Source organism: Vibrio rhodolitus, from assembly GCF_003350325.1.
Taxonomy (GTDB): domain Bacteria; phylum Pseudomonadota; class Gammaproteobacteria; order Enterobacterales; family Vibrionaceae; genus Vibrio; species Vibrio rhodolitus.
The window spans coordinates 148,421-173,519 of record NZ_QLYZ01000001.1 but is presented as its reverse complement, the minus strand read 5'-3'; the positions used below and the strand labels follow the sequence as shown (position 1 = coordinate 173,519).

Below are 25,099 nucleotides of genomic sequence, written 5' to 3'. Positions count from 1 at the left end.
GAATTCGTGAGAATTTACCCTATCAGCAATCTACTTAAGCAAAAATCGGCTGACTTATCACCGTCGCGGCAACTAGTAGCAAAGCTGCTACGCCTAATTGCACTTTATGTGCAGGCTTACCGCTAAACATGTGCCAACACCAAACCACCACACCGGTGATCATAACCGCAAATGCGGTAAGCAGCGGTGCAACCAGCAGTTCTAATTGCGCTTCTGGTAAATCGTAAACGTGCAATAACACCGTCACGCTAGTGAGCATCGCTGCAATCACGCCAGTCACTGGTAAAATACGTTGAAACGCTTGTAGGCGCGAGCGAGCAATAAGCAGTAAAAACTGTGCAAAACAGCCACCTAGCAAAAAGATCTGCATAAAGACGTTGGCACCTGCAGCAATAGTGCTCTGCTCGCCAATCATGATTGCGACGTACGCCAGTGCAAGACCGTTCGCTAGGTAAAGTACCCATATAGGACCTTGTTCACGGGTCTTTTTGGTTTGTACTTGAGAGAAGAAATACATTAATGCTGCTGAAACCATAAAGGCTTGGATTTTTAGCGAAGCGACCGCTAACCACATTACCGCTAAAGACGGCAGTAGTTTATGTACACGACCACGCTGCCCTGGGCAGATTTCGCCCTTAACTAATACTAGCGTCAAAATAATTTGCGTACCTAGCAGCATAGGCGCAAACGTGGCTAACAAGTTTTGAATCATAACAATGTTACTAACGGGAAGTTGAATTGGTACGGATGATACCAAACTGACGCGTTTTCGCTATCTTAATCAAAGCATAACCAAAGCAATAAATGTAAAACTTTCCTGCCTAGCCAACCTTCTCTAACCCCTGTATTTATTGGGGTTTAAGTAACTCGCCCCCTATTGACAGAATGGCAAAATAACCCGGTAGAGACTATAGATAGATAGTAGATAAGCCGCTATAATTCGCGCTCACTGGATCTAAGAGCAAAATATGTACAACGATATTACCCCTATTCACGAGCATAAAAAGTACTGGGCTGAGTGCTTTGGTACTGCGCCTTTTTTACCGACTAGCCGTAAGGAAATGGATGCCCTAGGATGGGATAGTTGTGACATCATCATCGTGACTGGTGATGCTTACGTCGATCACCCAAGTTTTGGTATGGCGATTATTGGTCGTCTACTGGAATCACAAGGTTTCCGCGTGGGTATTATTGCTCAGCCAGACTGGAACAACAAAGACGCCTTCATGACGCTAGGTAAACCAAACCTATTTTTTGGTATTACCGCGGGTAACATGGACTCTATGATCAACCGTTATACGGCAGATCGCAAATTGCGCCATGATGACGCCTACACGCCGAACAATGAAGGCGGCAAACGCCCAGACCGCGCAACCCTCGTTTACTCACAACGTTGTCGCGAAGCCTACAAAGGCGTGCCAATCGTTCTTGGCGGTATCGAAGCAAGTTTACGCCGCCTAGCGCATTACGATTACTGGTCAGACAAAGTTCGCCGCTCAGTATTGTTTGACGCTAAAGCTGACATTCTGCTGTTTGGTAACGCAGAGCGTGCCTTAGTGGAACTGGCGCACCGTTTAGCGGATGGCGAAGACATTTCGACCCTAACCAATATTCGCGGTACGGCAGTAAACCTTGCAGAAGCACCAGCGAATTACAACGTTATCGATTCATCCCGTATTGAAAAACCACGTAAAGAGGCGTTTATTCCGCCAAATCCTTACGCGGTCGAAGAGCAGTGCGAAACAAAAACAGAAGAGAAAGCGGAAGCTCAGCCAATTACGATTCGCCCTTCTCGCCACGATGCAGCAACCACTGCGGTACGTTTACCTCCGTTTGAGAAGCTAAACAACGACCGCATTTTGTATGCTCACGCGAGCCGTATCATGCACCTTGAGACCAACCCATACTCAGGTCGTGCATTGATCCAACGTCATGGCGATCGTGAATTGTGGATCAACCAACCACCAATCCCTCTTACCACTGAAGAGATGGACTTTGTATTTGGTTTGCCTTTTGCTCGTGTACCACACCCTGGCTACGGCAAAGCGAAGATCCCTGCCTACGACATGATTAAAACGTCGGTCAACATCATGCGTGGTTGTTTTGGTGGCTGTTCATTCTGTTCTATTACCGAACACGAAGGTCGCATCATTCAAAACCGTTCGCAAGAATCTATCTTGAATGAGCTAGAAGAGATCCGCGACAAAGTACCAGGCTTTACTGGCACTATCTCCGATCTTGGTGGTCCGACTGCGAACATGTACCGTCTTGGTTGTAGCGATCCGAAAGCAGAAGCGAACTGTCGTCGTCCTTCATGTGTGTTCCCGGGCATCTGTAACAAACTCAATACCGACCATAAACACACGATCGATCTCTATCGCGCAGCGCGCCAAGTCAAAGGCGTGAAAAAAGTGATGATCGCATCCGGCGTGCGTTATGACTTGGCAATCGAATCGCCAGAGTATGTGCGTGAACTGGTCACCCACCACGTTGGTGGCTACTTGAAGATTGCGCCTGAGCATACTGAAAAAGGTCCGCTCGATCTGATGATGAAACCGGGTATGGGCACCTACGATCGCTTCAAAGAGATGTTCGAAAAGTACAGTGCTGAAGCGGGCAAGAAACAATACTTGATCCCATACTTTATTTCAGCGCACCCGGGTACTGAAGATGAAGACATGTTGAACTTGGCGTTATGGCTAAAGAAAAACAACTTTGAGTGTGACCAAGTACAGAACTTCTATCCATCGCCAATGTGTAACGCAACGTCGATGTACTATTCAGAAACTAACCCGCTTAAACGCGTGAAGTACAAGCAGCGTGAAGTAGTGCCAGTTGCTAAAGGCGAACGTCAACGTCGTCTGCACAAAGCGCTATTGCGTTACCACGATCCAGCAAACTGGCCGATGATTCGTGAAGCACTAATTGAGATGGGTAAAAAGCATCTGATTGGTGATAAACCTAACTGTCTAGTGCCTTCTGAAGACCAAGATGTACTGACTCCGGCAGAACGTCGTAAGTCAGGTCGTCACGGTTCACAACGTTTTGCTACCAAACACACCAAGAATCAACCGGGTTTTGGCAACCAAAACCATGGTAATCGAGGTGACAACGGCAAACGTGGTGAAAGCGGTAAGCGCGGTGAAAGTGGCAAACGCTCAGGCGGTCAAGCACCAGCAAGCAAAGGCGGTTTTATCAAACCAAATGGGAAAAAGCCGGGTAATGGCAAGCCTGGGCAGCGCAGCAATGAGCAGTCATCCAACGGTTCGAGAGGCACTAACCAAAGCAACAATGGCTCTCGTAATCAACGCGGGCAATCAGGTAACGGAGCTAATAATCAAGGCTCGCGAAAACCTAAACGCCGTTAAAGCATAATAGAGGTGGGGGGCCTTCCCCCTCACCTTTAAATATATTACCCAAACGTAAAGTGTTGAATTTACGTTCTTATATAGTTAACTCCCCCTATCAAACACTCGCCATAAGGCTTTCTAGAGTCATTACTTCATTAATCTGTACTTCATACGCTAAAAACAACCAGCAAATCCAATTAAATTAGAAAGTTACATATAGATTTATAATTACCAAACTGGAGAACTCAATATTTATAACAGCGCAACAGCTTGCTGTTTATACATAACGATCCAAAGCAATTAATTTAAATGCAACATAATGTATACATTACTTTTATGATTTGTATCATTTGTGTTCATGGTGAACTTGCTAAAGTGGCTCCGAACAAAAATAAACTAATAAAGAGTCGGTTAGCCATGAAGTTAAGTAATTTAAGAATTAAATTTAAGCTCGCTTCCATTGTCATTTTATCGGTCTTTTTGATAGCAATGGCCTGCTTATTCAATCTGCTACAACAAAAGAATTCATCCTTACAAGAGCGTCAAGATAAACTCAGCGCACAAGTCGAAACTGCAATAAACCTTGCTCACTACTACTACGAGCAGCGAGAAAACTTAGGTGACAGCGTCGCGCAAGAGCAAGCCTTACAGGCAATCCAAGCCCTCAGATACGATGACACAAACTATTTCTGGATCTTAGATCAGCAATTACAAGTAGTGATGCACCCACTCAAGCCCAATCTCAATGGTAAAAATGCCGAGAACTTTAAAGATGGTGCAGGCAAATATCACTGGCGAGAAATGGTTTCTATCGCCAAAACGCCCGAGCAAAAAGGCTTTCTGGACTATCAATGGAAGAGCCCGCAAGGCGATCTAAAAGATAAAATTTCTTACGTTCAACTGATGCCCGAGTGGGGATGGATTATTGGTTCGGGTATTCTGGTTACCGATATTCAAGAAGCGTTTTACGCACTAGCAATCAAAGAAGCCATCGTCGCGACTGTATTGTCTGCGCTCCTTTTTGCTTTGGGTTACGCTATCTCCAACAATATCCTTATTCCGCTCAATAAGCTGATTGATAGCACGCACAAGATTGCCGGTGGTGATTTACGAGTGCGCATGAATATGAAGCGCAAAGACGAACTGGGTGAAATGAGCACACAGATAGATCAGATGTTGGATAAGTTACAAGATACCCTCGCTACAGCGAATGATTCAGCGCTGCAGTCGAGTAATATGGCAAGCAACATCGCTCAAGCCAGTGAAGAAGCCGCCACCAGCGTCAACTCACAACATGCTCAACTTGAACTGCTCTCTACAGCTATGACAGAAATGAGTGCCACTATCTCAGATGTTGCCTCTAACGCAGAAAGCACCTCAATGAGCACGAATAAAGTGACTGAACATGCGCATCACAATGATCAAACCATGGCGCACACTTCGCAAACTATTGCGGAAGTATCAGAGAATACCTCTACCGCTAATCAACTGATTCAAGAGTTGCAGACCGGAGTGAATGAGATCAGCAACGTTGTCGATGTGATTCGTGATATATCCGAGCAAACCAATTTACTCGCGCTTAACGCAGCCATTGAGGCAGCTCGCGCAGGAGAACAAGGTCGTGGTTTTGCTGTAGTGGCCGAAGAGGTACGTAACCTTGCTAGTCGTACACAAAACTCCACCGATGAAGTTCAACACACCATCGAAAAGCTAACTGACCAAGCAGAGAAGACCTTTGCCGCGATGCAAAATAGTCACGAGAAAGTCAGTCAAAGTGTACAAGCCTCTGAAGAAACGCGTGCTCAGCTCAACGTGATTGTCGAAGAAATGCAAAAAGCCAATGATATGGTGGCGCAAATTGCAGCTGCATCTGAGCAACAAAGCACTGTCGCCAATGAAATGAACCAGAATGTGGAAAGTGTGCACCTATCCGCGACTGAGATCCTGCAAGCTTCACATTCACTCGCCACCGACAGCCAAGAAATGGCTAACACGGCGGAGCATCTGAGTGATCAACTCAAATATTTTAAAGTGTAATTGCAGCGTTTAACGCCAATTAAACTAACGACTAAAACAACAAAGCCCCAAAGCGTCTACTTTGGGGCTTTCTGCTCTTTAAGATAGAAGGAGTGCTATTACGCCTGAACGGCTTTTTTCATTTGCAAGCCTAAGAAGATAAAACTCACACCTTCAAACAACAGCGAGATACCAACGAATGTTCCCAACAATGAGAGTGAAAATGCAGGATCATCAAGTAACGAGAAGAAATAGCCGCCAATAAGCAGTGATATCAAACCACTGACAATAATCCAGCTACTACCTGGAAGCGCTCGACTACGTAAGCCAAAAATCATTCGAGTCGCACCGTTAAACATCATCACTACAACCATCAACATGGTCATGGTAACTAAGCCTGCAAATGGCTTAAACAGAATGAATAGACCACCGGCGATATAGAGCACCGCGCTCAATACATACCAAAGTTTATCTTTCCAAGCAGGAATGCTAAAGGTGTGATATGCCTGCACTAAACCACTAAATAAGAATACCCCACCCACAATAGTCGTGATTGTTACGCCTGCTGCTACGGGTAAACTGAGCGCACCAAAACCTGCTAGCGCGATCAACACGCCAACTATGGTGAACCATTTCCAACCTTTTGAAAGTAAAGTTTGTACCGCTGCTTGAGGAGAATCTTGTTGAATATTACTCATATTGATTTCCTAATTTGTAATTTGTTTTTAAGTCCAATGACTTAGCTACTTTTACTTTAATCTACGCCTTTAATGAAACCTCGCAAGCATCGATTGCAAAAGCAAAAATTCCATTATTAATCGTTGATTATTTGTAAGCACCCAACCATCGCTACAAACAAATAATGAACTTAAAGAACCTTAACTACCCTATTGCTAGCCAATGTCTCTTCGTGCGCTAAGTGTAGTTGATGAGTAACAAACAGAGACAAAAAAGCCGGCTAAGTGCCGGCTTTACGCAAAATCAATCGCTACTATTACGCGTTTTGTGCTTCAAACTCACGCATAAAGTCAACTAACGCTTGTACCCCTTCTAGCGGCATCGCGTTGTAAATTGACGCACGCATACCACCAACAGCGCGGTGACCTTTCAGCGCAACCAAACCACGCGCTTTGGCTTGCTCAAGGAACAAGTCGTCCAACTCAGGCTTAGCTAGCTGGAACGGTACGTTCATGCGTGAGCGGTTATCTGAGTGGATGTTATTACGATAAAAGTCTGAAGTATCAATGTAGTTGTAAAGCAGTGATGCTTTTTCACGGTTAACTTGTTCAACCGCTTCAACACCACCTTGCTGCTTCAACCACTTAAAGACTAGACCCGATAAGTACCAAGCAAACGTCGGTGGCGTGTTAAACATTGAGTCTTTTTCTGCCAAAATTTTGTAGCTTAAGAAGCTTGGCAGAATATCGCTTGCAAGATCTAACAAGTCATCACGAACAATCACAATGCACAGACCTGAAGGACCAATGTTCTTTTGCGCGCCAGCGTAAATTACACCGTACTTAGAAACATCAATCTTACGAGAGAGAATGTTTGACGACATATCCGCGACAATCGGCTTATCCGTTTGTGGTAATTCGCTAATCTCAATCCCGTCAATAGTTTCATTTGGGCAGAAGTGAACAAATGCCGCGTCATCAGCATATTTCCATTCGCTGACTGGCTTAACCGCAACTTTACCGTCAATTTCAGTTTTCGCATCGAAAACATCCACTTCACAGTATTTTTTAGCTTCATCAATCGCACTTTCCGCCCAGTAACCTGCATCTACGTAACTCGCTTTGTTGCTGCTACCTAAGAGGTTTAAAGGTACTGCGGCAAACTGGGCACGCGCACCACCGTGGCAAAACAGTACTTTGTAGTTATCTGGGATGGATAGCAGATCACGTAAATCTTGTTCTGCTTCTTCTGCTACTTGAATAAACTCTTTACCACGGTGGCTGACTTCCATCACTGAGGTTCCGAGTCCATTCCAATTGATCAATTCAGACTGGGCTTGCTCCATTACCGCTTTCGGTAAAGCCGCAGGTCCGGCGCTAAAGTTAAAAACGTTGTCCACGGTTTCTTTCCTTGCTCATGCTATAGATATGACTGGTATACCGAAAAAACCTCAAGCAACTAATGTGGCTGGTGCTCGCCGTTGGAATCGTAAACCACGACTTTGCCTTTGAAGCGCCGCGCCGATAAACACTCAGTTTCTTAAAGTCATTTGGGTATCATTCATTAATAACACTTTTTCTTAGTGAGCAAAAGTGACAAAAGAGGTCTTAAGACCTCTTTTTTATCGATAGTGTAAATTTCTTTATACTAAGGAAGCGCTACGCTACATCATAAAAGGCAGTAGCAAGCTCATTAGTGGCACTTTTTGCCCACCTTCAAAAACGATATTGCCTTCTTTGATTTCCGCTTTTACTTGGTAACCTGTGTCAGTCTGCTTAACAAACTCCATGATCATCCCTTCATCAATGGTCTGTTGGATGGCTGGGTATTGTTCAACCAAAGCATTAGAGATAAAGCTATCAAAGTGACCTTCTAGGGCTGGCATCACTTTCATCGGGTTTTGCGAAACATTGTCTGTTCCCTGTGGCACGGTAAGTTTCCAGTTCGATGTAAACTCACCATCACCAACATTTACCACCATTTTATCGCTAGAGAGATAAAAGCCTTTAGCAAACAAGGTATCAACGTGCGGGATCATTTGTTGCAAATCTTGCGCAGTCAACATTGGCGAGTTTTGGTAAAGCGTAACAAGCTGTTCAAAGGACACCGCGTCCAGATCGCCAAAGGCAAAATCCAATTCTAGATTGTCTAAGCTTTCTTGTTCAACCGCGACCGCACCGACGCTAACTGCATGTTTGCTGGCTACGCGCTGCGTCGCTTCTGCGTATTCCGCTTGGTACTTATACTCGCCGTTAACGAAGTTAAACATGGTCGTTTGATCTGCTGCGTAAACAGAGAAATCACCTACCTTCATCGCTTGTTCGCCAATCCAGAAACTGTTTACTTTCTTGCCATTACCTTTGCCTGAGATATTCTCGATTAGCAGTTTCTCGCCACTGTTAAAATCAACTTCAACCGATGGCACGCTCAATTGGTAATCAACTTGACCAAGTACAGTCACATGACCTTTCAAACTTGAAGGCGTGATCAGCATCATTGCTCCGCCCTCGCCTTCTGTCGATTGGCGCCACGTATCCAGTTTAAAATCAAAATCGGTATTGCCATTTAACTGCGTCACCGTGTGCAACGTTAAAGGCAGCTCTTGCCAGTTGGCGAGCAAAGAGTCCGCAGAAATGCTGAATAAACCGTGTGATAATTCACTTTCGACAATAATCTCATCTGGCACACCGTCAGCTTTCAACTGCGCCGCCATTACAGGATCTTTTACTACATAACGGGTAGTAACACTCGACGATAGGTAGCCGCGATCATAACTTACGATCTCAGCTTGCAGCGCAGCGGAATTGAGATTAGCAACACTGTCTTCAATTACATTTTGACCAATTTGTCCTACTGCCAGTGGCCAACATAAAGCCAAAGACACAGCGCCACCAATAGCAGCCATTTTCTTAAGTTGTTGCATCGAACTCATTCTGTAACTATCCGTCTTTTACAAATTATAGCGTTTGCACAAATCCCTTCTTGCGAGGGATGTTTATCACTAAAGTCTACACTAAAAAAGCTTGAGATAAATCAGAGTATTGGCTGAATTAAAATTTGTTGGGAGTTTCTCTAACTCAGCTCTCAGCACATTGGCTTCTAACTTGTTAGCCTAACGCTTCGGCACGATAACACTTTGGAAGCGAGCTTGAACCAATACGCCATACTCTGCCTAGACAACAACGTTGAGAGCATTGAACAGATAAGCAAAGAACTGAGCATTTTTGCGGCTAAATTTGATATTCATAGCGCGCAAACCATCGAAAGTGCTCACGCCTCTCTTTTACATTGTTTGGAAAAAAATCAGCCCGTTGCACTAGTCATCGCCAGCCATGACGAAACATTTAATGGCGCTGAGTTTTTGATTGAGCTCGATAAATCCCCTATCACGCAAAAAGCGCGCAAAGTGTTGGTGAGTTGCGGTCAAGACATCCACGCGATTTTAAATGCGGTCAACGAAGGGCGTCTTGATCACTGTTTAACTAAGCCGCTGCAAAACAATTTGGTCTTTAAAACCGTACAAAACGAGCTAACCAACTTTGTCGTTGAAGAAGATAAAGACAACCTACTGAACTACAGTTTAATCCTCGATCAGCAGCGCCTTTTGCGCGCTCACATCGACCAAAAGATGCGTAGCTATCAAGCGGGCTTTATCACTGATCACCACAAAATGTCAGATGCAGACTTAGCAGAGCAAGTGATCAGTGCCTTAAAACAATTTTTTGCCAAAGGCGATGAAACCCAAGCGATCCGCCATTACTCCAGCGACCATCTGTTAACCGTCGAAGGTGAAGATAACCACTTCCTGTGGTTTATCATTTCAGGGGAAGTCGCGCTGTATAAAAAAGATGAGCTTGGCATACAGCGTGAGGTGGTTCGGCATAGCAAAGGTAACTTAGTCGGCGGGATGTCATTTGTCACGGGCGAGCCTTCCTTTTCGACCGCGTTAACCCTAACCAACGCCGACGTAATCAAATTGGATAGAGAAGTGTTCAGTAAGGTCATGTATTCCGACACCGCCTTGCTGCCACTATTTACCAACCTTTTGCTGCGTCATTTTAACCGTCGCTTGCAACGTAATATCAACACCAAGCTTGAGCTGCAAAAAACCTTAGAATCACTCGAATCTGCCCACCATCAATTGATCGAAAGTGAAAAGATGGCGATGCTCGGGCAGCTTGTTGCGGGTGTAGCTCACGAACTCAATAACCCTATTGCGGCAATCTTGCGCGGCACAGAGACGCTTAACGATAACATTCTTCACTTAGTCAATGGCGAGCGACACTGTGCCCCAGAGTTAAGCAGTCAAATTCTCAACCGCGCTCTCGCGTCGCGACCAAGTTCCACCGCTGAAGAGCGGCAAAAAACCAAAGCAGTTGAAAAGATTGTCGGTGACCGAAGAGTGGCAAAAAAATTGGTCAAGCTTGGCTTAAACCAAGATGAACAGTGGTTACAACGGGCGCGTGCAAACAAAGACCAGCTCAATACCCAACTCGCAGAGCTGGAAAACTATCATTTGGCAGGCGCCACACTGCGCTCTATCAATGTCTGCGCCCAGCGCATTGCTGACATGGTCAAAAGCCTTAAAGGCTATGCTCGTCAGGATGACGAGACTTTCCGCTACGTCGATATCCATGAAGGCATTGAAGACACCCTAGTGATATTTGAAAACAAACTTAAACTGCACCAAGTTGAAAAACATTACGCTAACTTGCCTGAGGTACGTTGCTTACCCATCGCATTGCAACAAGTGTGGACCAATCTTATTTCCAACGCGATAGACGCCTTTCCCGCCCAAGGTGTGCTTGCGATAACCACTCACCTAACCAAAAAAGACAATCAAGACTGGGCAGTTATTGAAATTAAAGACAATGGTTGCGGTATTTCGCCGGAGCTACAAAAACAAGTGTTCGCCTTAAATTTCACCACCAAGAGAGAAGGAAACTTTGGACTAGGTATCGGTTTATCGGTTTGCCAGCAGATCATTCAGCAACATGGTGGCATGATTGAAATAGAGTCTGAAATTGAACGCTATACCAATATGCTGGTTTGGCTACCCCTAGAATTTCCATCTGACAACAGCGAGGAATAAACCATGAATAAGTACCTCATTTTATGTGTAGACGACGAACGTGAAGTATTAGACAGCGTTATTCAAGACCTCGACTGTTTTGAAGAACATTTTGTGTTAGAGGGTGCTGAGTCTGTCGCTGAGGCGAAAGAGATCATCGCTGAAGCGGCGCAGGATGATATCCCACTCGCGCTTATTTTGTGTGACCATATTATGCCTGAACAAACGGGCATCAGTTTTCTGATTGAGCTTCACGAAGATAAACAAACCGCCAAGGCTAAGAAGTTGCTGTTGACCGGTCAAGCGGGGCTCGAAGATACCGTAGAAGCGATTAACCACGCTAGCCTCGATTTTTATCTATCAAAGCCGTGGCAAGGGGAACAAATTCGTGCCACCGTCAAAGATTTGCTCACACAATACATGATTGAACATGAGCCAGAACTCATGCCGTGGGCTCAAGTGCTCGATACGGAAAAGATTTTCAATGCTATTGCGGAAAATCGCATCAGTTTTGGTGAATAAACGCACAGTTTGAGCGTAGGCTTAGGCATGTAAATTGCTTAAAATAAAACTATCGACAAAACAATGACATTTTTACCTAGTGATACTGGGCAAGTATCAGTAATATGCACTAGGTAACCCGGCTTAATGTCGCCAAAATACAGACTAAATAACTTAAAGGTTCTTTTCCTTATGCGTAAAACAATCTTAGCTGCAGCGCTAGTGCTTGTATCTGGTCAATCTTTTGCAATGACTGATCCAAACAGTCCAACCGTTATGAGTAACTTTAGCTACGATTATCTTGAAGCACGTATTGGTGCTAGCCCTGGTACGTTCGGTGCGGGTATGAGCAAATCAATCCACCCTAATGCACACGCGGTAGCTCGCATCGACTCAGAATTTGAAGGCGATTTTGATTCAGCAGCAGGTGTTGGTTTCCACGCACCAATCAACAACTGGGCTGACCTAACGGGTGAAATCCTATTCCGCATGGTTGACGCTGACAACATCGGTACTGAAACTGGTATGGAACTAAACCTTGGCGTTCGCCAATGGCTTGGTCCACAACTAGAAGTAGGCGGTAAAGGCGGCTACGTTTCAATCGATGATAACGAAGATTGGATTGCATCTGCATACGCTCGCTTCCACGCAACTGAACTATTCTCTCTAGGCGGTGAAGCTCGCTTTAACGAGTTCTACGGCGACCAACTAATGTTCAGTGCTCGTTTCAAGTTCTAATTGAAACTCAGCTAACAGACATAAAAAATCCCGGCACTGCCGGGATTTTTGTTTGCATAAAATCTTTGGCTATTCGAGCCCAAGTTGCTCTGATATTACCTTTATCTGCTCAAGATCCATCTCATGCACGCGGATCATTTGATTGATTTGGCTAACACGTGAGTTGGCTTCATCTTGTCTATCACACGCATCAGATTTCGCATCCCAAGATGTGCCGTCTAAATAAGCGTCACACTCTTTTTTAAGCGCCTTAAGCTTTGGCTCTAGTCCATTTAGCTCTTTGTTCAGTTGTTCAAGCTCTTGTTTAACCTTAAGCTCGTGCTGGAATAGCTCGCGCGAACGCTCCAATAGCGAAACCTGCATATCTGCTTGTCGATTTAACTGAGTATTGGCTTGTGCCGCTTGCGACAACTCACTTTGCTGTGACTCAATCTGACTAGCCAATTGCTTATTCTTGTCGGTTAACTGCCCTATCTGCTCATTCAACGCTTGCAACTCTGCTTGATGGTTTTGTTGCACTTGCGCCAATTTCGCTTCCAGCTTTTGCTCAACTTCGTAATCTACGTTGGCAACGCGCTCTTCAACCTTAGTAACTAATTGCTTCTGCTCTTGTTGAGTGGCTTGATACTGTTGTTGCAACTCGATATAAGTCGCTTGCCATTTGTTTGCGGTAACTGACGAGCCAACCAGCCCCCCAAGAGCAAGACCTAAAACACCAGCAATAGCGATATAGAGGTAGCTGCGTTTATCGCGCTCCTCAATTACTACTACATCATCTTCGCTGTTATCTAAATCGGGCGATTTGTTCACTGTTGGCTCCTAAGACAGCTAACGCATAAGTTCGGTAACCATGATGCTGGCAGTGTAGACTAAAAAGCCGGAGAGCAAAGTAATCACGACATACTTTTGCAGCTTTTCGTTGGTTCGGTAACGAACCAGCACAAATGCAAGAGCAATAAGAAATACAATCGCAATCAATCTTGTCATAACTTCTCCTTAGCTAGACTCTGCGCTAGGCACCATTAGTTCTGGATTCTAAACATCTCTTTTATACCATTTTTTTGCCATAAAAGGTCAGAGCAAGGTAGTTTTCTCCGCTTAAATATAGCGCACTCAACAATTAGGCTGGGCGATTGCTTAAGATCCACACGATCAAATCAAATTATTGGTATTATATTTGGGTGATGACAATATTTACTGTATAAACAGGTTGTCCTAATTATTCGAGGCAGAATCATGAAACCATTTAAACAAGAAAACAAAAAACGTCGTATCTTAAAGAAAATGTACCTTGGCGAGTTTGCGATGCTAGGTTTCGAAGTAAGCTGCAAAACTAACATTGCAGACTTCGACCGTTACGACGTATTCGTTGACGAGTTCATCGACTACATCGACAGCCTAGGTCTATGCTTTGGCGGCGGCGGTCTTGAGCTATTCGAAGGTTTCATCTGCGCATCTAAACGCTACGTAAACGTAACAGAAGAGCAAAAGGCGCAAGTAACAGCTTGGCTAGAAGCTCGTGAAGAAGTAACTGAAGTAATTTCAAGCGAACTAGTAGACGCTAACTACTTCTAAGCACACGCATATTTATGCTGCAAACGCCCCTTCTTGGGGCGTTTTTGTTTGCTAAACCTCCACTTTTCTTCCACTCAACCACGATTTAAAACCAAGCAAAGGTTTTCGTTAATTTTCTGCTTAAAAACCTATTGAATTGTTCAAAAAAAGTGATAAAGTCCCACTGTCGATAGCAACCAGTGCTAACGACTAGCATTTACTCACTATATGAGTAATTGTTCCGATGAAGACTGCAGGAGAGTGGTTATTAACCAAATTTTAACATTTGGTTAGATTAACCTACCGAAGAAGTAAATCTTTCAGGTGCTACCTAGGTAGCGGGGACTGTAGTTGGAGGAACCTCTGGAGAGAACCGTTAAATCGGTCGCCGAAGGAGCAAGTTTTGCGCAAGCAAAGTGAAACTCTCAGGCAAAAGGACAGAGGAGTGGAAAGAAACATCCTGTCACTTAGATTCGTCTAAGTGCTCTATCTATTGATCGTCCTTTTTCATATTGGGCTGTCATGCCTTTCCCTCTTCTCCTTAAAGCTTTATTAATTAAGGGGAAACCATGGATAACCTTCATACATTACTAAAAACTATCGACGACTTTGTCTGGGGTCCACCACTACTGATCTTATTAGTTGGTACCGGTATATACTTCACTTTTCGTCTCGGTCTACTGCAATTTAGATACCTACCAACCGCGTTTAAAATGATCTTCAGTAAAGAGGATTCCGACAAACAAGGTGATGTATCAAGCTTTGCCGCGCTGTGTACTGCACTGTCTGCCACAATCGGTACGGGTAACATCGTAGGTGTTGCGACTGCCATCAAACTTGGTGGTCCTGGTGCGCTATTTTGGATGTGGCTTGCTGCCCTATTCGGCATGGCAACCAAATACGCTGAATGTCTTCTGGCAGTAAAATATCGCCGTATTGACGACAACGGTGAAATGGTTGGTGGTCCAATGTACTACCTGCAATACGGTGTCGGCTCTAAAGCACTCGCGATCATGTTTGCCATCTTCGCACTGGGTGTGGCTTGCTTTGGTATTGGTACTTTCCCACAAGTTAACGCGATTCTTGACGCGACTGAAATCTCGTTTGGAATCTCACGTGAAATCGCAGCCAGCATTCTGACGCTACTAGTGGCATTTGTAACCCTTGGTGGTATTCAATCTATTGCCAAAGTAGCAGGTAAAGTGGTTCCAACCATGGCGCTATTCTATGTGTTGGCGTGTTTGAGCGTGATCATCATGAATGCCGACCAATTGCTGCCTGCGGTTGAACTGGTACTGACTTCTGCGTTTACCTCAACAGCAGCAACGGGTGGTTTCTTGGGTGCAAGCATTATGCTGGCAATCCAATCCGGTATTGCGCGTGGTGTGTTCTCGAACGAATCTGGTCTTGGTAGTGCGCCAATGGCAGCAGCGGCAGCGAAAACTGACTCTTGTGTAAAACAAGGTTTGATTTCGATGACGGGTACATTCATTGACACCATCATCATCTGTACCATGACAGGTCTGGCTCTGATCCTTACTGGCGCATGGCAAAGTGATTTCGCAGGCGCTGCAATGACGACTCATGCGTTTGCAGTTGGCTTGAACATGGACACTTTTGGTCCAATGCTGATCTCGATTGGTTTGATGTTCTTTGCTTTTACCACCATTTTAGGTTGGAACTACTACGGTGAACGTTGTGTGGTATTCCTACTTGGCACTAAAGCGGTACTGCCATACAAAATCATCTTTGTCGCACTCGTTGCATCAGGTGCTTTCCTTCACCTCGATATGATTTGGATTATTGCAGATATCGTTAATGGCTTAATGGCAATTCCAAACCTTATTGGTCTGATTGCTCTGCGCCAAGTGGTGATTGAAGAAACTAAACTATTCTTCTCAGCTCGCAACGAAGAAGCACTAAATTCTGTTAAAGCCTAAGCGCTAGCAACAAGCTCGATCAAAAACGCGGCTCTTAAGCCGCGTTTTTATTACTACTCTTTTTGCAAATCAAGTTCTGCGCTATTTGTCATCCAACAAAAGCTTAACGCCTAAAGCCACCAGCACAACGCCAGTTGTCGCTTCCATCCAAGTCATAAAACGGCTACTTTTCAGTAAGCCTTTGGCAGTATCTAATGCCCCAGCTAAGCCGCACTGCCAAACCATCGCAATAACAAAATGGATTGCTGCCATTAGTAGTGATTGGGCAAACGCCGAACCTTCTGGGTTAATAAACTGCGGCAAAAAGGCAAGATAGAACACCGCAGTTTTCGGGTTCAACACGTTGGAGAGAAAGCCTTCACGTAGCGAACGTTTTAAATTCAAACTTTGCTGATTTAAAGTAAGCTCTGAGGGCATCGCCTGCCCTTTCATTAGCGCACGTAAGCTAGAAAAACCAAGCCAGATCAGATACGCCGCACCAACCATTTTCACTGCCGCAAATAGCTGCGCAGATTGTGCCAACAGCGCAGAAATGCCCACGGCAGAAAACGTTGCGTGAACAAATAGCCCTAAACAAATACCTAAACTGGTTGTCGCGCCATCCACGACACCACCTCGCGATGAGTTGCGGATCACCAACGCGGTATCCACCCCCGGGGTTAAAGTTAAAATAGTAATCGCGATTAAAAATGCTTCAAAATTGACAATCATACTGCTGCGTCCTTGTAGTTGTTCTTTCTTTATACCGCCAAGTCGATATTGCAACAAACAATTTATCTTCCTCGTCGCTATTGCTAGACTGATCTTTCCTAACATTATCAGAAGGCTGACTTGGATGAGCGCATTCGAAAAACTGGTTTCCCACTCAAAGAAAATTGCCCACTTTAATCACCTCGCTGCTATTTGTGGCTGGGATCAAGCCTCCATGATGCCAAGCGGCGGTAATCAAGCCCGCTCTGAAGCCATGGCTGAGCTTTCTGTTCATATTCATTCGCTGCACACCCAACCGCAACTAGCCGATTGGTTTGCCCAAGCTGAGCAAGAGACGTTAACTGCCGAGCAAAGCGCTGGGCTACGTGAACTAAAACGACAATGGCAACAAGCAAACTTACTGCCTGAAGATCTCGTGCAAGCCAAATCACTAGCTGGCTCTAAATGTGAGCACGCATGGCGCTCACAACGCAAAGAAAATGACTGGCAAGGCTTTGAGAAAAACTGGGCCGAAGTGGTTAAGCTCTCTCAAGAGGAAGCGCAACTGCGCGCAGAAACAAACAACCTTTCGCCTTATGATGCCATGCTCGACATCTACGAGCCGGGAACTTCCTCTGCATCATTAGATACCTTGTTTGCCGATGTAAAGACTTGGCTACCTGAGATGATTGACCAAGTGATCGACAAGCAAAAATCTGAATCCTTCATTGAACCAAGCGGACAGTTTGCCACTGAAAAACAAAAAGCGCTTGGCTTGGAAGTGATGCAACTGCTGCAGTTTGATTTTGAACACGGTCGACTGGATGAAAGTGTTCATCCATTTTGTGGCGGCGTACCAAGCGATGTGCGTATCACGACTCGATATAACGAAAATGAATTTGTCCAATCACTGATGGGCATCGTGCATGAAACAGGCCACGCTCGCTACGAGCAAGGCTTACCGAAATCCCTTGCTGGCACACCAGCAGGTGAAGCGCGCTCAATGGGTATTCACGAATCACAATCGCTATTTTTTGAAATGCAGGTCGGTCGTAGCGATGCCTTTATCGCCCATCTTGCTAACCTAGCCGGCAAGCACTTTAGTGGCGCAAACCCCGAGCTTTTCTCTCAGCACAACTTCCAAAAGCTCTACACCCGAGTGAAAAAAGATTTTATCCGCGTTGATGCCGATGAGCTTACCTACCCTGCCCACGTTATTTTGCGCTACGAGATTGAGCGCGATCTGATAAATGGCAACATCAAGCACACTGATGTACCAGAACTTTGGAACCTAAAAATGCAGCAATACCTTGGCTTATCGACCGAAGGTAACTACACCAATGGTTGTATGCAAGATATTCACTGGACAGACGGCGCATTTGGTTACTTCCCTAGCTACACATTAGGCGCTATGTATGCTGCGCAATTTATGGCAGCAATGAAAGCAACGGTAGATGTAGATAGCGCGATCCGCTCAGGCGATCTCTCACCAATCTTTGCATGGCTGTCAGAAAACATCTGGAGCAAAGGCAGCCTTCTCACCACTAATGAATTGGTTAAAGGCGCAACCGGTGAAACGTTAAATGCCAAGTTCTTCCAAGAGCATTTAAGAAATCGTTATTTAAATAACGCGTAGGCGGAAAGCTTGAAAATAAATTGCCTGATTGATAAATACTTTCAGGCAATTTTTATCTGGTATTAGCAAGGTAGGTGAAACCTTGGGCTCAGGCTAAATACTACTTATAAACCAACTCGAAGGTTACTAGTACCAACTCTGTCGAGTCGTTAAATTCAATGCCGTAGGCCGATTCGCAGTCTTTAGTGAAGAAATCTTTGTGAGCGCTATACCACCACTCATAAGTACCGTCCCCCTCACCTTCTGATTCAGCGAACTCTCGGCTCACTTCACCAAACGGACAAAACTCCACTTGAGTTATTTTGACGATACAAACGGGATTTTTATCCCAGTCTAAGACAATTTGGTGCAGACCTACTTGGGGGAATTCTTCACCTTCAATTCGGTATGCTTCTTTAACGCTGCAAGTTGCGCGTTTTTGACCAATCGAGACAAGCCGAGCACACTCATTGGTATTGTATTCATCGTCACAAAAGTATGTCGTTTCAACGCCTTTCACCAGCTCCAATTGAGTCTTAGGTAGTGTACTTAGGTAGGCTTGAAAATACGCCTCATACCTCGTATCCATGATAACTTCTCCATTCATTTCAATACCACACTAAATAATGCGGTAGTACTACCCTGCGAACCACGCTGACAAGCGTTAAAACTTGCTGTTGAACAGTTTGTATGTGCTTTTACTAGAACAGATCAACTTTTTTAGATGCCGAGTTAGGAATATTGTCATCAGAAAACTTTCCACATATAGATGCCATTCCGAGCTTTCTAGCGTCATTAGGTAAACCGTATCTAGCGGAAACACGACTCACAGCATCATCACATCTATGCCACTCATCTTTATCACCGAGTAAATATGCCATACGAGCGTAGAATAGATCATATACATAAGGGTAGTCTGGCTTTCCATTTTTACCGACTGGCAACCCCAAAGTTAGAAGACTTTGATTTATCTCTGTTTCTTCTATTTCCAATCTAGATCTTGTAACACCATCTTTTTCTTGAACGACAAAATTAAATGCGTATGCATCAATTTCATTTGCTACTACGTAATAACCAAGTGATGTTCTTGTTGCATTAAATCCATCCCTTGTATTTTCAAAGTTGACATCGCTTGGATCTGAAAGGCGAATAACTTCTCGTGCAGCTGCGATTATTTCCTCTTTATTGTGGTTCTTATATTCCCTTAGTTTCCACTCTTCCAGTGAAAGATCTGGACGTTGGCTCGCACAGCCAACTAATAAAATAACTGATGCAGCTGCTAATGTTCTAACCATTTACTACTCCTTGTTTTTCTTGGTCATTATAAAATTCCTGATTGTATATCCGTGCCTTAGCACATAACGCCTGCAATAAGGTGCCCCACACTTAACCAACAAAGCGCACCGAACTCCATACCAAAACCGCCGAGTGTAATGGGTCACCTTGATTGCTTTGTTAGTTGTCGGTCCGCAATGCTTGCTTGTACATCCTATTTAAATGTGCCCATTATTTCGATAATATCCGTTACTTCAGCACTTTACGCAAAGCGCCGAAACAAAAATATGACATCATAAATTCCAGAATATTACACAACTGACAGAAGCCTCCATATCAAACGACTATTCGAAAGAAAACTGATGGAGGCATCTAGTTCATGTAAAAAGACTAAGTACTTAGTTTAACGAAATAGACTTAAATGTCATGATAGCGTCTGGACTCATGCAGCCACTTCCAACAGCAATTTTAAGAGCAGACACCCCAGTTATATCATTGCTTGGAGAGGCGAAAGAATATTTGAATTGGGTGTTTACACCTTCAATAAGCGGAAACTTGATGGAGCAGTAGCCGTCTGGTGAGATCACTTTTCCGTTGCTTGCAACATATGATTTTACCCTAGCATTGTTTCCGAAGTCGTCGAAGATTTCGGTTTGTGGTCTGACATGAACAGTTCTATCACCTTCGACAGATCTCATTATAACGTTACAGTCAATTCGTGAACCATTTTTCTCGCAGTCTTTTACACTGAATGCAACGCCTTTGTATTCCTTTGCTTCTAGTTTTTCGAAACTTTTATTTAACTCTAGGCGAGCTTTCCGCGCTTCATTTTCACGCGTTAACTCCAGCACTCTTTCTCTTTCTGCGTTCAGAAGCCCTTTTGCCAATTGGTTATCTTCTTCTATTTTTTCTAATGTAAACATTAAAGATTCATTCTTAGCGCGTAACTGAGAGCTCTCGTTTTTTAAGGCTGCCACCTCCTTCTGCAACACTTCAAGCTGTGCAACTTGTGGCGAGTAAAACTCCTTCATAGTATCTTGACCCGTGTCGAATGCTAACTTCATTACACCACCTACGGTTCCAACTGCCACTACAAAACCAACCCCTTTAATAGCACCACTTAGTAAGCTCATTCATTTAGCTCCTTCATTGAAATTTTTGTTTAAATGACAATATCATAGCTTTATGCTTATTTATTTCTTAAGCACATCACTCAAATTAATTAATGTGAGTACATTTAAAAAGTTAGTTAAACCCTAACTCTCATTGACAACTAACAGCGTATTAGGCTGAATTCTCGATAAAGCACCTCAGCCTTTACTAACTTATCGAACAATTTTCCCGCAATAGATTTTGATAATCAACACGTTGCACCTCTGTACTCTACACTTTGTGACTAATGCCTAGGAGTAAAAACGAGAACAGCGATTTATAGAGTTCTCATATAAAAACTAGCATTCGAATATACGCAAAACTTTTCAATTACTTAAATAGCATGAGGCATATAAAAGTAAGAATGAGTTAAACGGTAGTCTATTCTTTGTGCATGGATTACTTCCTATCAAACGCATGGAGATATCAACGATGATCACACCACCGAACACCAACCATACCTATCCGCGTTCTTTTAGCCATATCGGCATTTCCGTCCCTGACTTAGATGCAGCAGTAAGGTTTTACACAGAGGTGCTTGGTTGGTATCTCATTATGAAACCTACCGAGATTCTTGAAGACAACTCAGCGATCGGTGAAATGTGTACCGACGTATTTGGCGCTGGATGGGAACGGTTCAGAATTGCTCATTTATCTACTGGTGATCGTGTCGGCGTGGAGATCTTCGAGTTTAAAGATCAAGAAAACCCCGAAGATAATTTTGAATATTGGAAAACGGGTATTTTCCATTTTTGCGTACAAGACCCTGATGTAGAGGGGCTAGCCGAAAAGATTGTTGCCGCAGGTGGTAAAAAGCGTATGAAAGCGCCGCGCTACTATTACCCAGGAGAGAAACCTTATCGCATGATCTATATGGAAGACCCTTTTGGTAACATTCTAGAAATCTATAGCCACAGCTATGAGCTGCACTATTCTGCCGGCGCGTACTAACCTCTCTCCGATAGAACAAGCCCCTAAACAGGGGCTTTAGTTTGATAAAATAATATGAAGCGTTTTCTAGACTTCAAAACGCCCGACAAGCTGATCCAGTCGAGCTATCGAACTTTGCATCAATGACGTTCTGCGCGCTAACTGCTTAGATTGATACTGAAGTGAACTTGTGGATTCTGCCGCCAGCTCAGCCGTTCTTGAGTTTGTACTACTCATGCCTGCTAAACCTGAAATCGCATCAAACAGTGAATTAACTGACTGCTGCAACTGCTCACTCTGTTTAGAGCTATCCGTGATATAAACATTGCTCTCAACATTCTCTATGCCTGTTTGCATTGTAGCCACTGCGCGTTGAGATTGTTGTTGTAACTGATCCATAAGCTGACCGATATTTTGAGCCGCTTGCGCTGTCTTATCGGCTAGCGTTCTTACTTCATCCGCTACCACGGAAAAGCCTCGCCCGTGTTCGCCAGCCCTTGCAGCTTCAATCGCGGCATTTAACGCAAGCAAATTGGTTTGCGCAGTAATATCAGTGATAAGCGTGGCAATGCTGCTTATTTTTGCCATTTCTCCGTTGATGTCATTCACCGTTTCGGCAGATGCTTGAACCGTTTCTTTGATAGTCTCGGCACTGTTTCTGGCATTTTCGTACTCCTCTCTGGCCTGACTCACAGACTGCTTCATTAAATGGGGCATTTCATGAGCATTGTCGTTAGCTAGCTGGATTTCGCCGACTTGCTTGTCTGAAAGCCCAATCAACTTTGCTATCGACTATGAAGTATCTTGGCTAGATTGAGATAGGCGTTGACTGCATCTGAACATTGATTCAGACACTTTATTCACTTCTCGGCTGGCGAATACTAACTCTGACACCACCGTTTCTAAATTGTCTATAAAACTGTTGGTCCAGCGCCCCAAATCCCCCGTTTCATCAGCGATAAACTTTGATGCATCGAGCCGTTGCTTTAGATTTCCATCGCCTTCTGCCAATACTTTCATCACCCCAGTCATCTGCTCTAAGCTGCGAGATAACGGTTTGGCTGTGACTTGGCGAAAGAAGTAAGTGATTAAAAAAGCAAATAGCAACGAAATGCCAGCACTAGTAAACGCGCTGAGTTCTAGAAAATACTGAAGTGCTAAAGGCAGCGATGCCACCATCAACGCAGACGCCATAAAGCGATTCGTCAACCGACCAACCAATGAACGATGTCTATGAACTTCTTCCAGATCTGATTCACACATCATGCCCCAGCGATCTATCGAACCGGGAAGTTGAAAGGTTACACCTTTGCCTATTACCGGAATGTGTCGATAATCGGAGTAGCCGGGGTAATCAACAAAGATATTACTGCCATTTTTTATCGTTTCTCTAACGCCCGGGTGAAGTTGATTGGTCGCTGGATCATTAAACAACACTTCAAACTCCGTGTGATTGCGGATTTTTACCGTTCCCCAATCAGTCGATATTCCCTGCTTCAAATTCTCTCCATGAGAAAACGTGCTGTCTTCAAAGCGGGAGCGTGATAGCGCCACACCTTGAGATATCGAAGGATCAAAGTTCGACTCCACCATAAATAGGTAGTTATCTCCAGACTCACTGTAAATGTGTCCCGCTTCTCTTTGTATTAAATCCCCCAGCACATCGTTTGGCACCCGACCACATAGCACTAATGTCTCTTTAGACCCAGCATCAATTGGTTGGTAAAACATAAGAGTCACAGCATCATGAAATTTTGAGGAAGAAGCCCCCAGCTCTAGAGTCTTGTTGTCGATATATGGTCCATGAAGAAACGGCTTTGACTGCGCCATTTTGAGCGATTTCTCTGAGAAAACAGGTCGCCCAACCTGCTCTTGGCTAGTCGAACTTACAATAGTACCTGACGTTTCAACCAAAAAGAGTTCTGTAAAATCTTCTCCTCGTTGCAACAGTAGATTTAACGATTCAACACGCTCAGTTTCCGACTTAGACGATAAATAAAATGCAGCATCTTGGAGAAACTGCCATTGGTTACGCGTCCATGTATCCAACAGTTTCACTCGAGTTTGCGCAATACTTTCAAACGTTAGCTCTAGCTCTCTTATTCGGCGTCGATTAGCAAAACACGCCGCACGCATCGCTAATTTCCCCGTACTACCAAACCATGGTAACCACCGCTTTTCTTGAGATGTCAACTCCATTTTCAATCCTTCTAACTTATTATTATGTTGATATAAAAGGCAATTTACGTACCAATTTAAAAATTGCTGTCATCGACTCAGCGCTATCGAGCTTTTACTTTATTATTCGACCAACTAATCAGAAAACACGCAGCTCATGCGCACCAATAACGTGCAGCGAGAGCACCAAAAAGGAGAAATGCATTCTGTTTGGGCTGATGTTTGCTCTTGATACTTCTTGCCAAAAAGAAACGTAAAAACAAGTAAATGTTTTTAACTTAGTTCCTACTTGGATTGACTTAGATGTCGCATTCCCTTTATTTTGTGACGCTATGTTTAACAAGCGATCTAAAGATAATCTAGGAATACGAGATAGCCACTGATGGATTCGATCACTCAAGCTGCGCTAGGCGCAACTCTTGCTGGTGCGATTGCAGGAAAACGCTGCAATGCAAAAGTTTTATTAGTTGGTGCCGCACTTGGCACATTACCCGACCTTGATGTAATACTCGATTATGGCGATGCGGTGAGTAACACAATCAAACACCGTGGGTTTAGCCACTCGCTTCTTTTGCTTCCCCCTTTTGCACTGCTGATTTCTTGGATTTATGCTCGCTTGCGACCTGATAGTTTTTGGAGTTTTGGGCGCGTTGCACTTCTAACGACAGTTGTCCTTGTTACCCACCCTCTGCTAGATGCGATGACAACTTACGGCACGCAACTGCTGTGGCCAATAACGGGCTACTTTGAAGTACGTAACATCTTTATTATCGACCCGCTTTATACTCTGCCTTTATTAATCGCGATTGTGGTTGCTCTATTTAGCAAAAGCCGTGGTGGAAGATGGTGCCAAGCTGTGGTTTTGCTTTCAACGCTCTACCTAGTATGGGGCTATGCGGCGCAGCAAAGCATTACCGATCGCACCGAACAAAACTTAATCGCGCAGAACTTACCAACCGATCGTGTGATCGTAATGCCTAGCCCATTTAATACTGTTTTATGGCGAGTGGTTGTGTTAGATGACGGCAAGTATTGGGAAGGATTAGCTTCACTTCTCGATAAAGATGAGCGCATTGATTTTATCTCACATCCTTTGGGGCAATGGCCGTTAGATAAAGAGCCGCAAACGCTTGTTGGGCTTAAAGCCTTTTCACATGATTTTCTCAACTACCGTGAAGAAGGTGACGCGTTGATCGTCACCGATCTACGTTTAGGCATGGCGGACAATCTTGCTTTCCAGTTTGTCTTTGCTGAAAAAGACCAATCAGGTAACTGGCAGCTACTTAACGCGCCGACTCGCCATCCCACTGAGCGAGAACTTGAACAACTCAGCACGCTGTGGGAGCGATTAAAAGGCGATCAGAGCATTGATGCTAACCTGCAAAGATTAACGCTTAGCGCTTCAGAATAA

General features: G+C 44.3%; 20 protein-coding genes, 1 pseudogene and 1 riboswitch. Of the genes and pseudogenes, 10 read left to right on the top strand and 11 right to left on the bottom strand.

Features of this window, described 5'->3' with window-relative positions; genetic code table 11:
• Window positions 1–34: 34 nt before the first annotated feature.
• The gene (locus tag DPF93_RS00745) at window positions 35–712 is read right to left on the bottom strand and encodes a hypothetical protein (protein ID WP_114764305.1); all 678 of its coding nucleotides are present in this window, start codon (window positions 710–712) and stop codon (window positions 35–37) included.
• Window positions 713–968: 256 nt separating this feature from the next.
• On the opposite strand from DPF93_RS00745, the gene DPF93_RS00740 reads away from it, so the two are divergent.
• Together DPF93_RS00740 and DPF93_RS00735 are read left to right on the top strand one after the other, a co-directional pair.
• The gene (locus DPF93_RS00740; RefSeq protein ID WP_114764304.1) at window positions 969–3,368 is read left to right on the top strand and encodes a YgiQ family radical SAM protein; all 2,400 of its coding nucleotides are present in this window, start codon (window positions 969–971) and stop codon (window positions 3,366–3,368) included.
• Window positions 3,369–3,767: 399 nt separating this feature from the next.
• Window positions 3,768–5,387 (top strand): methyl-accepting chemotaxis protein, encoded by a 1,620-nt coding sequence (locus DPF93_RS00735; protein ID WP_114764303.1) that lies wholly within the window; start codon window positions 3,768–3,770, stop codon window positions 5,385–5,387.
• A 98-nt stretch (window positions 5,388–5,485) separates the two neighbouring features.
• Here DPF93_RS00735 and DPF93_RS00730 read toward each other — a convergent pair whose 3' ends face one another.
• The 3 genes from DPF93_RS00730 to DPF93_RS00720 form a co-directional block, all read right to left on the bottom strand.
• Window positions 5,486–6,064 carry an HdeD family acid-resistance protein gene (locus DPF93_RS00730; RefSeq protein ID WP_114764302.1) on the bottom strand — a complete coding sequence of 193 codons (579 nt, stop codon included), beginning with the start codon at window positions 6,062–6,064 and terminating at the stop codon, window positions 5,486–5,488.
• Window positions 6,065–6,360: 296 nt separating this feature from the next.
• Entirely contained in the window at window positions 6,361–7,443 is a 1,083-nt protein-coding gene (gene serC, locus DPF93_RS00725; RefSeq protein ID WP_114764301.1) for a 3-phosphoserine/phosphohydroxythreonine transaminase, read from the bottom strand.
• A 264-nt stretch (window positions 7,444–7,707) separates the two neighbouring features.
• Window positions 7,708–8,976, bottom strand: a complete 1,269-nt coding sequence (locus DPF93_RS00720; protein ID WP_114764300.1) for a DUF945 family protein — start codon at window positions 8,974–8,976, stop codon at window positions 7,708–7,710.
• Between the two features lie 216 nt (window positions 8,977–9,192).
• Between DPF93_RS00720 and DPF93_RS00715 the strand changes: the two genes are divergently transcribed.
• From DPF93_RS00715 to DPF93_RS00705, 3 genes are all read left to right on the top strand, one after another.
• Window positions 9,193–11,136 (top strand): ATP-binding protein, encoded by a 1,944-nt coding sequence (locus tag DPF93_RS00715; protein ID WP_114764299.1) that lies wholly within the window; start codon window positions 9,193–9,195, stop codon window positions 11,134–11,136.
• Window positions 11,137–11,139: 3 nt separating this feature from the next.
• Window positions 11,140–11,637 (top strand): response regulator, encoded by a 498-nt coding sequence (locus DPF93_RS00710; protein WP_114764298.1) that lies wholly within the window; start codon window positions 11,140–11,142, stop codon window positions 11,635–11,637.
• A gap of 171 nt (window positions 11,638–11,808) precedes the next feature.
• Window positions 11,809–12,354 (top strand): hypothetical protein, encoded by a 546-nt coding sequence (locus tag DPF93_RS00705; RefSeq protein ID WP_114764297.1) that lies wholly within the window; start codon window positions 11,809–11,811, stop codon window positions 12,352–12,354.
• A gap of 69 nt (window positions 12,355–12,423) precedes the next feature.
• Here DPF93_RS00705 and DPF93_RS00700 read toward each other — a convergent pair whose 3' ends face one another.
• Together DPF93_RS00700 and DPF93_RS21225 are read right to left on the bottom strand one after the other, a co-directional pair.
• The gene (locus DPF93_RS00700) at window positions 12,424–13,164 is read right to left on the bottom strand and encodes a chromosome partitioning protein ParA (RefSeq protein WP_114764296.1); all 741 of its coding nucleotides are present in this window, start codon (window positions 13,162–13,164) and stop codon (window positions 12,424–12,426) included.
• An 18-nt stretch (window positions 13,165–13,182) separates the two neighbouring features.
• A complete protein-coding gene (locus tag DPF93_RS21225; protein WP_164675278.1) occupies window positions 13,183–13,341 on the bottom strand; it encodes a hypothetical protein in 159 nt (52 codons plus the stop codon).
• Window positions 13,342–13,590: 249 nt separating this feature from the next.
• Between DPF93_RS21225 and DPF93_RS00695 the strand changes: the two genes are divergently transcribed.
• Together DPF93_RS00695 and DPF93_RS00690 are read left to right on the top strand one after the other, a co-directional pair.
• Window positions 13,591–13,929 carry a 50S ribosome-binding protein YggL gene (locus DPF93_RS00695; RefSeq protein ID WP_114764295.1) on the top strand — a complete coding sequence of 113 codons (339 nt, stop codon included), beginning with the start codon at window positions 13,591–13,593 and terminating at the stop codon, window positions 13,927–13,929.
• A 332-nt stretch (window positions 13,930–14,261) separates the two neighbouring features.
• A riboswitch (glycine riboswitch) is annotated at window positions 14,262–14,359 on the top strand.
• 118 nt (window positions 14,360–14,477) lie between these two features.
• Window positions 14,478–15,848, top strand: coding sequence for an alanine/glycine:cation symporter family protein (locus tag DPF93_RS00690; protein ID WP_114764294.1), 1,371 nt, complete (start codon window positions 14,478–14,480; stop codon window positions 15,846–15,848).
• An 81-nt stretch (window positions 15,849–15,929) separates the two neighbouring features.
• Here the strand turns inward: DPF93_RS00690 and DPF93_RS00685 are convergent, their stop codons facing one another.
• Window positions 15,930–16,559: a LysE family translocator gene (locus tag DPF93_RS00685; protein ID WP_114764293.1), complete on the bottom strand. Its 630-nt coding sequence runs from the start codon at window positions 16,557–16,559 to the stop codon at window positions 15,930–15,932.
• A gap of 124 nt (window positions 16,560–16,683) precedes the next feature.
• Here DPF93_RS00685 and DPF93_RS00680 point away from each other — a divergent pair, with 124 nt between their 5' ends.
• Entirely contained in the window at window positions 16,684–18,174 is a 1,491-nt protein-coding gene (locus tag DPF93_RS00680; RefSeq protein WP_114764292.1) for a carboxypeptidase M32, read from the top strand.
• A 100-nt stretch (window positions 18,175–18,274) separates the two neighbouring features.
• Here DPF93_RS00680 and DPF93_RS00675 read toward each other — a convergent pair whose 3' ends face one another.
• The 3 genes from DPF93_RS00675 to DPF93_RS00665 all read right to left on the bottom strand — a co-directional run bounded on the left by DPF93_RS00675 (window position 18,275) and on the right by DPF93_RS00665 (window position 20,561).
• A complete protein-coding gene (locus tag DPF93_RS00675; RefSeq protein WP_114764291.1) occupies window positions 18,275–18,742 on the bottom strand; it encodes an ASCH domain-containing protein in 468 nt (155 codons plus the stop codon).
• A 112-nt stretch (window positions 18,743–18,854) separates the two neighbouring features.
• A complete protein-coding gene (locus DPF93_RS00670) occupies window positions 18,855–19,448 on the bottom strand; it encodes a hypothetical protein (RefSeq protein WP_114764290.1) in 594 nt (197 codons plus the stop codon).
• A gap of 378 nt (window positions 19,449–19,826) precedes the next feature.
• Window positions 19,827–20,561 (bottom strand): hypothetical protein, encoded by a 735-nt coding sequence (locus DPF93_RS00665; RefSeq protein ID WP_114764289.1) that lies wholly within the window; start codon window positions 20,559–20,561, stop codon window positions 19,827–19,829.
• 451 nt (window positions 20,562–21,012) lie between these two features.
• Here DPF93_RS00665 and DPF93_RS00660 point away from each other — a divergent pair, with 451 nt between their 5' ends.
• A complete protein-coding gene (locus DPF93_RS00660; protein WP_114764288.1) occupies window positions 21,013–21,531 on the top strand; it encodes a lactoylglutathione lyase family protein in 519 nt (172 codons plus the stop codon).
• Window positions 21,532–21,597: 66 nt separating this feature from the next.
• On the opposite strand, the pseudogene DPF93_RS00655 reads toward DPF93_RS00660, so the two are convergent.
• Window positions 21,598–23,709, bottom strand: a pseudogene (locus DPF93_RS00655) (methyl-accepting chemotaxis protein).
• Window positions 23,710–24,070: 361 nt separating this feature from the next.
• On the opposite strand from DPF93_RS00655, the gene DPF93_RS00650 reads away from it, so the two are divergent.
• Window positions 24,071–25,099 carry a metal-dependent hydrolase gene (locus DPF93_RS00650; RefSeq protein ID WP_114764287.1) on the top strand — a complete coding sequence of 343 codons (1,029 nt, stop codon included), beginning with the start codon at window positions 24,071–24,073 and terminating at the stop codon, window positions 25,097–25,099.